The following is a 15,227-nucleotide window of genomic DNA, read 5'->3' as shown; positions in this document are numbered from 1 at the left end:
ATCGTTAACAGGCAGGAAGAAGCGGGGATAAGGGGCATTTTACTGAATCTGGATGAGTAAGCCGTTAATGCAAAAAGGGCTAACCTTGCGGTTAGCCCTTTTCAGAATGTGGTCGGCGAGAGAGGATTCGAACCTCCGACCCACTGGTCCCAAACCAGTTGCGCTACCAAGCTGCGCTACTCGCCGAATGCGGAGCGCATCTTACTGCTGAGGTGCGCCCCCGTCAATCCCTTATTTTCAAAAAGCCATTCAACTGGCGATATTCTCGCCAGAGCAGCTACTGCGCGGCTTTTGCGGTGTTATCAGGGAGTTTACACCAGTTGTTGTTTTCGTTAATCCCACCGTTCGGTGAGGTATAGCCGAGGCAACCCATAATGGTGTCATACAGCTCAACGTGACGGCGCGGCACCTTCATTTCCGCCTCTTTCTTAAGCTGAGCAAACATCTTCGCTTTCTCCGGATTTTCAAGATACTTATCCGACATCCACATGATCATCGGCACGCGGAACTGCTCCGGCGGTGCCAGCTTGCGCGGCGTACCGTGCAGGTGCTCTTTCTCATTAATGGACTCACCGTGGTCTGCGGCGTAGATAACAATCGCTTTTTTATCACGCAGCTGGTCGATCACCCGGCTCAGGAAGGTATCCACATACAGTACCGAGTTATCGTAGGCGTTGATCAGCTCCTGCTTGCTGCAGTCTTTATTAATGCCTACGCACTCAGGCTGCCATTTCGCGAAATCGCGCGTGTAACGCTGGTAATAACTGTAATGCGACCCTTTGGTATGCAGAATGACGAGATGTTTGCCCTGCGGGTGATTCTTCAGAGACTGGGACATCTCCTCAAGCAGCAGCATGTCGTCCACGTTTTTCCCGCGGTTGCGAGGCTCGGCACCAATCTGCTCACGATACGCGATGTTATCTGCCAGCGTGTTGGTGTAGAACCACATCTCACTTTGCATGGCGAACAGATCGGAGCTAAATCCAAGCTGCTTCAGCACGGCAAAGACGTTTTGTTCTTTCAGCGTACGCTGCGGGTTATCGCTCGCCCCGCCTTCACGCACAAACATACAGCGCAACGAGAGCTTCGTGGCGGTATCGCAGGAATAGCCGCGGTAAGCCACCAGATTCTTCTCCTGCGCCAGTTTCGGTGTGGTATCGCGGTCATAACCGAGGATACCCATATGATCCCAGCGCGTCGTTTCACCGATGACAAAGACTACGTAAGTATCATCCAGCCCGTCAGCCGGCGCCTGGTAGGTGAACTTTTTGGTCGGGTTAATCAGTGATTTCACATCGCTGGATTCGTCCGCCTGCGCCCAGGCGTAAAGACCTAACGCGGACAGCCAGTTGGACGGCAGATACGAGTTAGCCACCACGCCGCCATAGCTCGGCATATCCACGCCCGTCGCTTTTTCGATCCGTTTTTGCTGTTTTTCCATCAGGCGAATCGGCGCCCACACCAGCAGGCCCGCCAGCAGAACGACGGCGACGTTGCGGATGCGCTGTCCCCGGGTACGCAGCTGGCGTAACAGGGTATAACGGCAGGTATTACTCCAGATAAAGAAGAGCGGGATTAGGCAGGTCAAAATCGTCCATATGATGAACCCTTGACCCACCACCTCTTTCGAGAGGTCGATGTCCGTGGTCATCACCGAGGCGACAATACCGTAGCCAATGACCACGTTCATGAATGTCATGTAATAGCTTGCGGCGGCAGAGATAATCACCACCAGCGAGGCCAGAATTTGCCATGTACGTCGGCCAAAAAGTGAGAGCAGGCGTAACAGGAAGAAGGTTGCCAGGATAGAGCCAAACACTTCGATGACGGCAAAAATTCCATTTCTTACGCTGAGGTGTTCGAAATAACCTTCCACACGTCTGAACAGTACCGCGCCATTCAGAAACAAACCGATATAGACAGCCAGCATCAGACACAATCTTTGCTGGGTAAGAGACCTAATATATTTCATGCAAACAACCCTGGGGGAAGGGGTATAAAGACCCGCCGAATCTCAGTGAGAAAGCTGACAGAGTAAGTAGATGCGAGCGAAACCGTTATCAGAAACGTCTACAAGCGCGATAAGTAGACCACAGCGGGAAAGAAAAGTGGCAGCAGAGAGTGTGATCGAGGAAATTTTTTACAAAATAACAAGTCCGGAAGTGATGTTGAGATAAAAAAAAGAGGCCCTGAGGCCCCTTTTCATCGAATCATGCATGCGCTTCTTTATACACTTCGCGCTGCGGCTGACGAATCGTTGTGGACAGCGCCAGCGAGATAATCAGCAAGGCAAATATCACGCAGAAGGTCACGTAGAAGCCACCGAACAGCGAGGCAATCAGCGACCCGCAGATACTGCCGATACCGAAGCCGAGATAAATGACGCCGTAGTTTTTCGCCAGATTGTTGAGGCCGAAGAACTCGCTTACCAGCGACGGGAAAACGGTAATGGTGCCGCCGAAGTTAAAGGCGACGCAGGCAATCGCCGCAAAGAAGGTCGCCTCGTTCAGCGGAGCAAACAGCAGCGCCGCCATGCCCACCAGAGAGATGACCTGCCCCAGCGTAATCACGCGGATGCGGGCGATTTTGTCAGACAGGATACCGAGCACCAGACGACCCGAGAGGTTAGCAATGGAGATGACCGTCACCGCATTCGCCGCCGTCGCGGCATCCAGTTTTACCATCCCCTGCGCGATATCTTTCGCCACACCGATGACATACAGACCGCTCATGCAGGCCGTCAGGAACATCACCGCCAGCATCCAGTACTGCGGTTTACGCATGGACTGCGCGAGGGTGAAATCATTCTCCACCACGCCGTTAACGGTTTTCACTTCCTGCTGCGGGGCATCTTTCATCAGCGTGGCGCCAAACAGAATCATCACCAGGACAATAGCCCCCCAGATCATGAACGTTTTTTCGAGGCCAACGGACGCCAGCAGTTGAGAGTCGATAAATTTAAAGCCAAGGCTGCCCAGGCCATAGGAGCCGATAGCAAACGCGGAGATCAAGCCTTTACGCTCCGGGAACCACTTCACGCAGTTCGACAGCGTCAGCAGGTAACCTGCGCCGTCCGCCAGCCCCACCAGCACGCCGGCGCTCAGCCACAGCATCATCAGGTTGCTGGAATGCGCCGTCAGGAAAAAGCCCAGGCCCAGCAGAATGCCGGAGGCCATGGTCACGCGCTTCACGCCGAAGCGTTCCTGAAGTTTGCCCGCCACGGAAGAGGAAATCGCTAATCCAAGACTCAGCAAGCCGAAGGAGAATGCCACCTGGCTTATCGGCGCGCCGAGCTTATCAGACAAGGCGCTGTTAAACAGACTCCAGGTATAAACCGAACCCAGTGCGAACTGGGTAATGATGGTGCCGAATAGCGTCAGCCAGCGCGTGCGGTTATAGGTTGAGGTGTTCATGGCAGTATCCTGCAAGAGAAATTAAGGAAATTCGCTGAGGACACGATAAACAAAACCCCAAAACGCCAGGGGTAAAACGGCATGAAATGCAGGAGAAACGGAATGAAATGCCTGGAAGCGGGAATGAACGACCTTGCCGGAGAAGAAAACGTTTAAAGGTGAGTAACCACTATCACCACAACCCTCGCCGTTATTGTATTAAATATGTTACCGCAGCGTTTAAAAAAGTAACAACCCTAAAATTTGGCGCTTAAGCCCAGGGTATACAAATATTCTTCTTCCGACTGCTGGTTGTAGCTGATCTTCGCCCAGGGGTGTAAATCGCCGTACTGGGTATCAACACGCCACCCCAGCGAGTTCACGCTGGCATGCCAGAGGGGTTCGGTAAGCGACTGCGCGGTGGTTGTATCACTAAACGTATTTACCGTTGAGGGTGGAGTGCCCTCCGTGCGCCACGCCATGACCGGCCCGGTTGTGATATGCCCCGCCACGGGAAAATTCCAGCCAACGCTCAGAACGGTTTCCGCATCCGAACCGGATGGGTCGTTCAGCGCAAAGCCCGCAGCATTCTGCGAATGGTTAATACGCTCCGCGAGAATATCTTCATAACGAGGTTGGTGATCGGCGTCCCATGTATAGCGTTCTGTCGTATTACTTTGTGCATCTGAAACGATATATTCCTGTTGCCACGCAATAGCGGTGTTACATATAAGCAGGCAGGCTGAAACGCCCACCAGGCCAGAAGCAGCATGGCGACCACTGATTTTTTTTATCATCATCAAAGCGACTCCAGAAAGAGCCGAGTTCGGCGATATATGTCATTGTTCGAAGAGGTATTGGGGCATATAGCCCTGTATTAACTATTGTCTCTTTAGCAGACACGTCAAGCCGGGCAGATTGAAATTTTTGCGTTTATCGTATCAGGAAGGGAGATGACCTATGCAACGTTGCGGTTGGGTAAGCCAGGATCAGCTTTATATCGATTATCACGACAAGGAATGGGGCGTACCGGAAACCGACGGTGAAAAACTGTTTGAAATGATTTGCCTTGAAGGCCAGCAGGCCGGTCTGTCGTGGATCACCGTTCTGAAAAAGCGTGAGAACTACCGCAATGCCTTCCACCGGTTCAATCCGGCTGCGGTAGCCGCCATGACCGACGACGACGTGGAAAGGCTGGTTCTGAATCCCGGTATCATCCGCCATCGCGGTAAAATTCAGGCCATTATCGGTAACGCGCGGGCTTATCTGGCGATGGAGCAAAACGGCGAACCCTTCTCAGCATTTGTCTGGTCGTTTGTGGATAACGAGCCGAAGGTGACGCGGGCCGCCACGCTTGCAGAGATCCCAACCTCGACCCCTGCCTCGGATGCCCTGTCGAAAGCGCTGAAAAAACGCGGCTTCAAGTTTGTGGGCACCACCATCTGTTACTCCTTTATGCAAGCCTGCGGGCTGGTCAATGACCATATTACGGGCTGCATCTGCCACCCGGAGGGCAACCATGATCCGCAAATGGCACAGTGAGAATACCGCTCAGCTCCTGAGACTGTGGCTTGAGAGCACCACCGAGGCGCATCCGTTTATCGACGCCGCCTACTGGAAAGCGAACGAAGCGCTGGTGCGGGATGAATACCTTCCCGCCGCCGAAACCTGGGTCTGGGAGGAGAACGGCACGCCGCGCGGTTTTATCAGCGTCATACAGTCGCAGTTTGTGGGGGCGCTGTTCGTTACGCCAGCGTATATCGGAAAAGGCATCGGGCGCGCGCTGCTGAACCATGTTCAACAGCGCTTCCCGCACTTAACCCTGGAGGTGTATCAGAAAAACGTCCGGGCGGTGAATTTCTATCATGCTCAGGGCTTTCGCATTGAAGACAGCGCCTGGCAGGATGATACCCAGCACCCGACGTGGATCATGAGCTGGCAGGCGGATCAAACGCCGTTAAGGTAAGCTCGGGCCCCTCATATTTCTCGACCCAGGCCAGCGCCGTGTTCCCTGCGCAACCATTCCCCAGCTTCGAGCTGGGGAGATCTTTGGTCAGCACGTTAACCGCCCCGTTTTTACAGATCCCACCTTCGGTGGGCTCAAGGTCGGGCCAGGCTCCCTGATGAATACAGATCACGCCTGGCTTAATCCCGTCGCTGACCACCGCCCCTGCCAGCACCTGCCCACGCTGGTTCCAGACGCGCACCACGTCACCGTCCGCAATCCCACGCGCTTTGGCGTCTAAAGTATTCAGCGTAATTGGCTCCCGCCCGGCGACCGCATACTGCTCGCGCAGAGAGGTGTAGTTAAGCTGACTGTGCAGACGATGCGCCGGATGGGCAGACAGAACCTGCAGCTGATCCGGCTGAGCGTTGCCGTGCCACTCGTCCGGCTCCAGCCACGAAGGGTGTGGCGGACAATCGGCATATCCAAAGCTGGCGATGCGCTCGCTGTAGATCACAATCTTGCCGCTCTCGGTTTTAAGCGGATGGTTTTCCGGGTCGCGACGGAAATCGGCGAAACGGACAAATCGGGCGTTCTGTTCGCTTTCCGGCATTTCGAGAATCTGGTTCGCCTCCCAGAATTCAGCAAATGGCGGAAGCGTCACGCCCTGCGCCGCACCGCGCTGTCCGGCGATCTGGTAGAAACTCTCCAGCCACTGCAGGTCATTTTTCCCTTCGGTAAAGCGTTCGCGACCGCCCGCTTCCCAGAGCTCGCTCAGTTCAGCAAACACGTCAAAATCATCACGCGCTTCATCACGCGGGGCCACCACGCGCTTCATCGGCACCATATGCTGGTTGCTGTAATCGCCGGTCATGGTGAGATCGTTACGCTCAAACGACGTGGTCGCCGGCAGCACGATATCGGCATGTTTGGCCGAGGCGGTCCAGAAGCACTCGGAAATCACCACCAGCTCCGGCTTTTGCCAGGCGCGGATCAGGCGATTGGTATCCTGATGGTGCGTGAAGTTTGCCCCGCCCGCCCACCAGACAAATTTAATGTCCGGGAAGTGGCGGTCCAGACCGTTATGCTGATAAAAACCGCCCGGGTTTTCCAGGGCTTCAACGATTCGTGCCACCGGGATTTTATCCACGGCATCCACGCCGCCCTGCACCGAGCCTTGCAGGGACGCCAGCACCGCCGCTTTACGCGTTGGGTTACCGCCGTTCGCAAAGTGATAGGAAAGACCAAAACCGCCGCCCGGCGTACCAATCTGTCCTAGCATCGCGGCAAGGGTCACCAGCATCCAGTGTTTCTGCTCGCCGAACTGCTGACGCTGCATCCCCCAGCCGGACATTAACATCGTGGTATTTTTATGGAACAGTGCCGCCAGTTCGCGGATTTTAGCGGCTGGAACGCCACAAATTTCCGCGGCCCACTCTGCCGTTTTCACTACCCCATCAGATTCGCCCGTCAGGTAGTCGGCGAATTTGTCGAAGCCGGAGGTGCACCGGGCGAGGAAATCGCGGTCGTGCCAGCCATTCTCCACCAGCGTATGGGCGATACCCAGCATCATCGCCACGTCGGTGCCCATATGAGGAGCAATCCACTCGGCGCTGTCGCCGAAGAAATCCATGGTTTCAGAACGCATCGGATCAATGCAGATGATGCGTTTGCCGCTTTTGCGCAGCGCGTCGAAATACCCAATCCCCTGCTCGTCGCTGGCATTCCAGGCAATTTTCAGCGTGTTCAGCGGGTTGGCGCTCCACAGCACCACCACGTCGGTGTGCTGCAGCACCAGCGGCCAGCTGGTCTGCTGCTGGTACACTTCGTTTCCTCCCACGACGTACGGCATGATCGCCTGCGCCGCGCCGGTCGAATAGTCTCCCAGATGACCGGTATAGCCCCCGGCCAGGCTCATGTAGCGCTGCAGCAGGGTCGAGGCCTTGTGCAGCACGCCGTTCGAGCGCCAGCCATAGGAGCCGGCAAAAATGGACGATGGGCCATAGCTGTCGCGAATGCGCTTATGCTGCGTATGGATCAGCGCCAGCGCATCGTCCCAGCTCACGCGAACAAACTCATCCTGACCACGGATCCCCTGCGGCTTATCCGGCGAGGCCAGAAAACCTTTGCGCACCATCGGCCAGCGCACGCGCGTTTTGCTGTGCACCTGATCGCGTACGACGGTCTGTAACGAATTGGGATGTTGTGTTGGCAGTGCCCCACGGGACGACAGAACATTTTCGCCATCGGTTTCGACCAGCATCGGCCCCCAGTGGGCGGCGGTCAGAATGGTTTTTGTTGAGGTGCTCAAGCGTGCGCTCCTGGTTGCGTGCAGGTTTACGGCCTTCTCGTTGAGGCCGTTTATGGTTTGTCACAAATTTCAGAGTTATACCCGGAATTTTCTCCGTATCTGGACGTCATAATCAACTGCCACGCTCGCCGTGGCAAAGAATAAAAAGGATTAAGGAAAGAAGATGAAAAAACGCGTACTCGTTATTGCCGCTCTGGTGAGCGGTGCACTGGCTGTTTCAGGCTGCACAACCAACCCTTACACCGGTGAGCGCGAAGCGGGTAAATCCGGCATCGGCGCAGGTATCGGCTCGCTGGTCGGCGCAGGCGTTGGGGCGCTCTCCTCCTCCAAGAAAGACCGCGGCAAAGGCGCGCTGATTGGCGCAGCGGCAGGTGCGGCGCTGGGCGGCGGCGTCGGTTATTACATGGACGTGCAGGAAGCGAAACTGCGCGACAAAATGAAGGGAACCGGCGTGAGCGTCACCCGCAGCGGCGATAACATCATCCTGAACATGCCGAACAACGTGACCTTTGACAGCAGCAGCGCCACGCTGAAACCTGCGGGCGCGAACACCCTGACCGGCGTGGCGATGGTGCTGAAAGAGTACAACAAAACCGCCGTGAACGTGATTGGCTACACCGACAGCACCGGCAGCCAGGATCTGAACATGCGTCTGTCTCAGCAGCGTGCCGATTCCGTGGCCAGCTCCCTGATAACCCAGGGCGTTGAAGCAAACCGCATCCGCACCAGCGGCATGGGCCCTGCCAATCCTATCGCCAGCAACAGCACGGCGGAAGGTAAAGCGCAAAACCGTCGCGTAGAGATTACGTTGAGCCCGATTCAGTAATCCCCGAGGGAGAGGGCCGGGGTGAGGGCAACAGACCGCACACCCCGGCATGAACCACTTGCCATCGTTGATTTTCCCGCTAAGGTATTCTCACTAAATTCAGGGAAATCAGCGATGAGCAAACCAGCCCGGGCCACCATCAGCGACGTGGCGAAAGCCGCCAAAACCGGTAAAACCAGCATTTCGCGCTACCTTAACGGCGAGAAACATCTGCTGTCCGACGCATTGCTGGCGCGTATTGAACAGGCCATTGCCGATCTCGACTATCGTCCCAGCCTGATGGCGCGCGGGCTCAAACGCGGTCGCACCCGTTTGATCGGCCTTATTATCGCCGATATCACCAACCCCTACTCCGTCAACGTCCTCAGCGGTATCGAGGCCGCCTGCCGCGAGAAGGGCTTCACGCCGCTGGTCTGTAATACCAACAACGAAGTCGACCAGGAGCTGCACTACCTCGATCTGCTGCGCAGCTACCAGGTGGAAGGGATTGTGGTTAACGCAGTAGGCATGCGTGAAGAGGGCCTGAACCGCCTGCAGCAGTCCTCCCTGCCCATGGTCCTCATCGACCGTAAAATCCCGGAATTCGCCTGCGATGTCGTCGGGCTGGATAACACCCAGGCAGCCACAACCGCGACCGAGCACCTGATCGAACAGGGCTTCGAAGCGATTCTTTTCCTGAGCGAACCCCTGGGCATGGTAAATACCCGACGCGACCGCCTGGCGGCATTTCGCGCCACGCTTGCGCGTTATCCCGGAGCGATCGCCGAAAATGCCGAAACGCCGCTTCACGAAGCCGACCAGATCGACAACACCCTGCGCCAGTTCCATACCCGCCATCGCGGGATGCGCAAAGCCGTTATCTCCGCCAACGGGGCGCTGACGCTTCAGGTCGCCCGCTCGCTCAAGCGCATTGGCCTGCACTGGGGCAGCGATATCGGTCTGCTGGGCTTTGATGAGCTGGAGTGGGCGGAGCTCGCTGGCGTGGGTATTACGACCCTTAAACAACCCACCTGGCAGATTGGCTATGCCGCTGTAGAACAAGTGATTCGTCGTATTGAAGGTACCCGCGATGCCGTACGCGAGCAGGTCTTCTCCGGCGAGCTGATCGTTCGCGGCTCCACCGCCCGTTAATTCCCCCTTGTGATAGCGATCATAAATTCGACATCCTGATCTTTTCTTTGGAACCGGTTCCATCTAGCGTAATAGTATTGATATGTTGCGATGGAGTCCGAAGATGGGCAGGAAAATCATGGTGGTCACCGCCGCGTATGGCGCGGAACAGGTGCGACAGGCAGGCGGTCAGCGGGCGATGCTCCCCGTTATTGCAGGCGCAGGGGCAGACGGCGTGGAGATCCGCCGCGAACTGTTTAACAGCGATGAGCTGCTGGCGCTGCCTGCACTGAGCGAATCCATCGAGCTAATGGGTCTGCTGGCGTGCTACTCCGCGCCCGCCGCCCTGTTTATGCCCGACGGCACCCTTAACCCGGACCTGCCCCGCTATCTCTCTGAGGCCAACACCCTTAACGCCCTGTGGCTGAAGGTTTCCCTCGGCCATTTCAGCGACACACATCCTCTCGACGCCCTGCGCGCCCTGCTGAATGCCAGCGGTATGGCGCTTGTTGTGGAGAACGATCAGACCGACTGCGGGCAGCTCGCGCCCATGCGGCGCTTCCAGGCCGCCTGTCGGGAAATGGCGTTGCCCGTCACGCTGACCTTCGACATGGGCAACTGGCTGTGGGTCGGCGACTCCCCCGAAGAGGCCGCACGTCACCTGGCCCCTGCGGTGAGCTATATCCACGTTAAAGCCGCCGTGCCGCATAAAGATAACTTCCGCGCCGTGGCGCCGGACCGCGCAGACGCGCGCTGGCTGGATCTGCTCGGCCAGCTGCCTGTAAATGCTCCGCGCGGTATTGAGTTCCCGCTGGAAGGGGCGGATTTAACCGCCGTTACCCGTCATTACGTCAACCTGCTGCGCGAGGAGTAAATCATGCACAAAACGCTGGATGCCATCACGATCGGCGAGGCTATGGCGATGTTTGTCGCGACCGAAACGGGCGAACTGAGCGCGGTAGAGCACTTTATGAAACGCGTAGCGGGCGCAGAGCTGAACGTCGCGACCGGCCTGGCGCGTCTCGGTCTGAACGTCGGCTGGGTCAGCCGCGTGGGGGATGACAGCTTTGGCCATTTCGTTCTCGACTCGCTGAAAAAAGAGAATATTGATGCCGCAGGCGTCACCCTGGACGGACGCTTTCCTACCGGCTTTCAGCTTAAATCGAAGGTCGAAAATGGAACCGATCCCATCGTGGAGTATTTCCGCAAAGGTTCGGCGGCAAGCCATCTCTCAACGGAAGATTACCACGCCGGCTATTTTGCCTCCGCCCGCCATCTGCACCTGAGCGGCGTGGCGGCGGCGCTCTCTGACAGTTCCTATGAACTGCTGGACCATGCGGCAACGACCATGAAGTCGCTGGGCAAAACGATCTCTTTCGATCCGAATTTGCGCCCGGTGCTGTGGAAAAGCGAAGCGGAAATGGTCGAGAAGCTGAACCGCCTTGCGTTCCAGGCGGACTGGGTTCTGCCGGGCCTGAAAGAGGGGATGATTCTGACGGGTGAAAATACGCCGGAAGGCATTGCTGATTTCTATCTGAATCAAGGGGTAAAAGCGGTGGTGCTGAAGACCGGTGCCGATGGTGCATGGTTCAAAACGGCAGACGGCGAACAGGGCGCGGTCGCGGCGGTGAAGGTTGAGAACGTTGTCGACACCGTCGGCGCGGGCGATGGCTTTGCCGTAGGCGTCATTAGCGCCCTGCTGGAAGGCAAACCGCTGCAGCAGGCCGTCGCGCGGGGCAATAAGATTGGCTCGCTGGCGATTCAGGTGCAGGGAGACAGCGAAGGATTGCCAACGCGAGCAGAGCTCGGCGTTTAAATTCCCTCTCCCGCGAGGGAGAGGGCCAGGGTGAGGGTGAGGGCAGCATGCCACACCAAATAATTAAGCCACCGTGTACCCTACAGACAACGGCGGTAACAACCTCAACAACAGAGGCAAGCCTATGAACAGTTCGACCAATGCAGTAAAACGCTGGTGGTACATCATGCCAATCGTGTTTATCACGTACAGCCTGGCGTACCTCGATCGTGCCAACTTCAGCTTCGCGTCCGCGGCGGGGATCACCGAAGACCTCGGCATCACCAAAGGTATTTCATCCCTGCTGGGTGCCCTTTTCTTCCTGGGCTACTTCTTCTTCCAGATCCCCGGCGCGATTTACGCGGAACGCCGCAGCGTGCGTAAGCTGATCTTCATCTGTCTGATCCTGTGGGGCGCCTGCGCGTCACTGACCGGCGTGGTGAACAATATTCCTGCCCTGGCGGCCATTCGCTTTATCCTCGGCGTCGTTGAGGCAGCGGTAATGCCGGCGATGCTGATTTACATAAGCAACTGGTTTACCAAATCTGAACGTTCACGCGCGAATACCTTCCTGATCCTCGGTAACCCGGTCACCGTACTGTGGATGTCGGTAGTCTCCGGCTACCTGATCCAGTCCTTCGGCTGGCGCGAGATGTTTATCATCGAAGGGGTACCCGCAATTATCTGGGCATTCTGCTGGTGGGTGCTGGTAAAAGATAAGCCTGCCCAGGCGAAGTGGCTTTCCGAAGATGAAAAAGCCGCGCTGCAGGCGCAGCTGGATAAAGAGCAGCAGGGGCTGAAGGCGGTACGCAACTACGGCGAAGCGTTCCGCTCCCGCAACGTTATCCTGCTCTGCGCGCAGTACTTTACCTGGAGTATCGGCGTGTACGGCTTTGTGCTGTGGCTGCCGTCGATTATCCGCAGCGGCGGCGAGAACCTCGGCATGGTGGAAGTGGGCTGGCTCTCTTCCGTACCGTATCTCGCCGCGACCATCGCGATGATCGTTGTCTCCTGGGCGTCGGACAAGCTGCAAAACCGCAAGCTGTTTGTCTGGCCGCTGCTGCTGATTGCCGCTTTCGCCTTCATCGGCTCGTGGGCGGTGGGCGCGAATCACTTCTGGGCCTCTTATACCCTGCTGGTGATTGCCGGTGCCGCCATGTACGCCCCGTACGGTCCGTTTTTTGCCATCATCCCGGAAATGCTGCCGCGTAACGTCGCGGGCGGTGCAATGGCATTGATTAACAGTATGGGCGCTCTGGGGTCGTTCTGCGGATCCTGGTTCGTCGGCTACCTGAACGGTGTGACCGGCAGCCCATCCGCGTCGTACATCTTTATGGGGGTAGCGCTTTTCGCCTCCGTGTGGCTTACTTTGATTGTTAAGCCTGCTAATAATCAACAGCACCTCGTCGGCGCACGCCACGCCTGAATCCTTAAAAATCAACGGAGATTAGCATGAAGCCGTCCGTCATTTTGTATAAAGCTCTGCCGGAAGATCTGCAGAAACGCCTGGAAGAACACTTCACCGTTACGCAGGTGAAGAACCTGAGCCCGGAGACCGTGGCGCAGCACGCCGATGCGTTCGCCAGCGCCGAAGGCCTGCTGGGTTCAAGCGAAAAAGTGGATGTCGCCCTGCTGGAGAAAATGCCGAAGCTTCGTGCTACCTCAACCGTTTCCGTGGGTTATGACAATTTCGACGTGGATGCCCTGAACGCCCGTAAAATCCTGCTGATGCACACGCCGCATGCCCTGACGGAAACCGTGGCAGATACGCTGATGGCGCTGGTGCTCAGCACGGCCCGTCGCGTGGTGGAAGTGGCCGAGCGTGTGAAAGCCGGCGAATGGACGAAAAGCATTGGGCCGGACTGGTTCGGTGTGGATGTGCATGGCAAAACGCTGGGCATCGTGGGTATGGGGCGTATCGGGCTGGCGCTGGCGCAGCGCGCGCATTTCGGCTTCAACATGCCGATTCTGTATAACGCGCGCCGTCATCACAGTGAAGCAGAAGAACGCTTCAACGCGCGTTACTGCGAGCTGGATACGCTGCTGCAGGAAGCCGATTTTGTTTGCCTGATCCTGCCGCTGACGGATGAAACGCGCCATCTGATTGGCAAATCCGCGTTTGAAAAAATGAAGAAGTCCGCCATCTTCATCAACGCGGGTCGCGGCCCGGTGGTGGATGAACAAGCGCTGATTGAAGCGCTGCAAAACGGCGAGATCCACGCCGCGGGTCTGGACGTGTTTGAGCAGGAGCCGCTTCCGGTGGATTCCCCGCTGCTGAGCATGCCAAACGTCGTCGCCCTGCCACACATCGGCTCTGCTACCCACGAGACGCGCTACAATATGGCGGCGACGGCAGTAGATAACCTGATAGCCGCGCTTGCTGGAAAAGTAGACAGGAACTGCGTTAACCCGCAGATCCAACAGTAGAAACGAAAAAACCCGCCAGAAGGCGGGTTTTTGAATTTTGTGCTACTGGGTTGGAAGCTTACAGGCTTACAACGTTACCAGCTGCTGGGCCTTTAGCGCCGCTTTCGATGGTGAAGGAAACTTTCTGACCTTCGTCCAGAGATTTGTAGCCATCGTTCTGGATAGCAGAGAAGTGTACGAACACGTCTTTAGAGCCATCGTCAGGAGTGATGAAGCCGAAACCTTTATCAGCGTTGAACCATTTAACCAGACCAGTCATTTTAGCAGACATAGAAATTACCTTATTAACAAATATATTGTGCCTTCCGGCTTGATGGATTGCGTTACAGATTTTTAAGCGATGAAGGAAGGGTCACTACGAAGGGTATCTATGGATAACAATCTGGACTGCTTTACTAAACTGCTTTAGGTCTGTGTAACAAACCGACGCGAACAGTTATACCGATGTGGTAGAGGAATGACAAGCGTTATTTTCTGAATGCCGAAAAAAAACCCCGCCTGAGGCGGGGTTTTTCGGTTTATTCTGTGGCAGCGACTGCTGCGCCCCACGCCTGGCTAAAGGCCTGGTGCTGGGCGGCCAGCGGCCCAATCAGCGTATTGTACTGACTTGCCTGCTGCGAGGTTGGGAACTGAATGCCGTTGGCAACAAAGCTCACCTGTGTCCCCTGCTGCGAGATGAAATCCCCGACCTGAACCAGCTGCTGAGTGAAGACCTGCGCGGCCGGAATCAGCGGTTGTATCGCTTCAGACGGTTTCGTCACTACTTTCTCATACACTTTATCGAAGACCGGTTTGAGATCCTCGCCCTGCTTCAGCGCAGAACGTGACGCGTCAGCCTGCATTTTCGCATTTTGCAGCTGCTGGCTCAGCACGCCGAGCGCACCGTTGGACTGGCGCAGCGGCTCGCGCTGAGTCATATAATCCTGGGGAACACGGATGGCGTTCACGCTATCCACTACCGGGCGGATACCGGAGTCCATCGCCTGGCTCACCTGCTGTGAATACCCATAAAGAATGGCGTAATCGGACACAAAGGGGCCAAACTGTTTTTTCTGATCCGCAGTCAGCGTCGGCAACCGCTCGCCGCTGCGCATCACTGTATTCTGCAGAAAATCGATAAACGCTTTGCGCTGATCGCCTTCTTTATCAAAACACCCACTCAGGCTAACAACCATCAACAACGCCGCAATAGGCGCAAACCAGCGAGAGCAGGACTTTCCTGTCGCCATTTTATTACTCCTTTCACCCAAAAAAGCGCACACCGGCACACGCGTGCCCGACGCTGACAAGGATAGTCCAGGTCAGCCTTGCAAGATACTCTTTTCATGTAAAACGACTATTGCCGATTTATTTCTTACTATTTACAAAAAAATACCTGGCGAAGCCGACATATGGTTAATCAGGGAATTAGCATAACTATC

At 56.3% G+C, this 15,227-nt stretch carries 14 protein-coding genes and 1 tRNA gene; 8 read left to right on the top strand and 7 right to left on the bottom strand.

The window, feature by feature from the left end; all coding sequences use genetic code 11:
- Window positions 1-109: 109 nt before the first annotated feature.
- From OKF39_RS01895 to OKF39_RS01880, 4 genes are all read right to left on the bottom strand, one after another.
- Window positions 110-186, bottom strand: a tRNA-Pro gene (locus tag OKF39_RS01895).
- Window positions 187-277: 91 nt separating this feature from the next.
- A complete protein-coding gene (gene eptB / locus OKF39_RS01890) occupies window positions 278-1,972 on the bottom strand; it encodes a kdo(2)-lipid A phosphoethanolamine 7''-transferase (protein ID WP_028015090.1) in 1,695 nt (564 codons plus the stop codon).
- Between the two features lie 238 nt (window positions 1,973-2,210).
- A complete protein-coding gene (locus tag OKF39_RS01885) occupies window positions 2,211-3,413 on the bottom strand; it encodes an L-lactate MFS transporter (RefSeq protein WP_041911599.1) in 1,203 nt (400 codons plus the stop codon).
- Between the two features lie 236 nt (window positions 3,414-3,649).
- On the bottom strand, window positions 3,650-4,192 hold the full coding sequence (locus tag OKF39_RS01880; RefSeq protein ID WP_048998801.1) for a lipase: 543 nt from the start codon (window positions 4,190-4,192) through the stop codon (window positions 3,650-3,652).
- A 160-nt stretch (window positions 4,193-4,352) separates the two neighbouring features.
- On the opposite strand from OKF39_RS01880, the gene tag reads away from it, so the two are divergent.
- Together tag and OKF39_RS01870 are read left to right on the top strand one after the other, a co-directional pair.
- Entirely contained in the window at window positions 4,353-4,934 is a 582-nt protein-coding gene (gene tag / locus OKF39_RS01875) for a DNA-3-methyladenine glycosylase I (RefSeq protein ID WP_028015087.1), read from the top strand.
- On the top strand, window positions 4,912-5,358 hold the full coding sequence (locus OKF39_RS01870) for an N-acetyltransferase (protein WP_041911602.1): 447 nt from the start codon (window positions 4,912-4,914) through the stop codon (window positions 5,356-5,358). The genes tag and OKF39_RS01870 overlap by 23 nt, the downstream gene beginning before the upstream one ends.
- Here OKF39_RS01870 and OKF39_RS01865 read toward each other — a convergent pair.
- The gene (locus tag OKF39_RS01865) at window positions 5,321-7,600 is read right to left on the bottom strand and encodes a molybdopterin guanine dinucleotide-containing S/N-oxide reductase (protein WP_248039652.1); all 2,280 of its coding nucleotides are present in this window, start codon (window positions 7,598-7,600) and stop codon (window positions 5,321-5,323) included. The two genes, OKF39_RS01870 and OKF39_RS01865, sit on opposite strands and share 38 nt — an antisense overlap.
- A gap of 211 nt (window positions 7,601-7,811) precedes the next feature.
- Here OKF39_RS01865 and OKF39_RS01860 point away from each other — a divergent pair, with 211 nt between their 5' ends.
- From OKF39_RS01860 to ghrB, 6 genes are all read left to right on the top strand, one after another.
- Window positions 7,812-8,474 carry an OmpA family lipoprotein gene (locus OKF39_RS01860; protein ID WP_008502762.1) on the top strand — a complete coding sequence of 221 codons (663 nt, stop codon included), beginning with the start codon at window positions 7,812-7,814 and terminating at the stop codon, window positions 8,472-8,474.
- A 114-nt stretch (window positions 8,475-8,588) separates the two neighbouring features.
- Window positions 8,589-9,605, top strand: coding sequence for a LacI family DNA-binding transcriptional regulator (locus OKF39_RS01855; RefSeq protein WP_028015084.1), 1,017 nt, complete (start codon window positions 8,589-8,591; stop codon window positions 9,603-9,605).
- A gap of 103 nt (window positions 9,606-9,708) precedes the next feature.
- Window positions 9,709-10,458: a sugar phosphate isomerase/epimerase family protein gene (locus OKF39_RS01850; protein ID WP_479983429.1), complete on the top strand. Its 750-nt coding sequence runs from the start codon at window positions 9,709-9,711 to the stop codon at window positions 10,456-10,458.
- Window positions 10,459-10,461: 3 nt separating this feature from the next.
- Window positions 10,462-11,400 (top strand): sugar kinase, encoded by a 939-nt coding sequence (locus tag OKF39_RS01845; protein WP_126345586.1) that lies wholly within the window; start codon window positions 10,462-10,464, stop codon window positions 11,398-11,400.
- 124 nt (window positions 11,401-11,524) lie between these two features.
- Entirely contained in the window at window positions 11,525-12,805 is a 1,281-nt protein-coding gene (locus OKF39_RS01840) for an MFS transporter (RefSeq protein ID WP_028015081.1), read from the top strand.
- Between the two features lie 26 nt (window positions 12,806-12,831).
- Entirely contained in the window at window positions 12,832-13,806 is a 975-nt protein-coding gene (ghrB, locus tag OKF39_RS01835) for a glyoxylate/hydroxypyruvate reductase GhrB (RefSeq protein ID WP_047366950.1), read from the top strand.
- 58 nt (window positions 13,807-13,864) lie between these two features.
- Here the strand turns inward: ghrB and cspE are convergent, their stop codons facing one another.
- Both cspE and OKF39_RS01825 read right to left on the bottom strand, forming a co-directional pair.
- On the bottom strand, window positions 13,865-14,077 hold the full coding sequence (gene cspE, locus OKF39_RS01830) for a transcription antiterminator/RNA stability regulator CspE (RefSeq protein ID WP_003860775.1): 213 nt from the start codon (window positions 14,075-14,077) through the stop codon (window positions 13,865-13,867).
- Window positions 14,078-14,324: 247 nt separating this feature from the next.
- Window positions 14,325-15,035, bottom strand: coding sequence for a DUF3053 domain-containing protein (locus OKF39_RS01825; RefSeq protein WP_045260020.1), 711 nt, complete (start codon window positions 15,033-15,035; stop codon window positions 14,325-14,327).
- Window positions 15,036-15,227: the final 192 nt, after the last annotated feature.

This window comes from Enterobacter cloacae complex sp. HYC042_NIDB, assembly GCF_056673315.1.
This window is presented reverse-complemented; position numbering and strand designations above follow the sequence as displayed.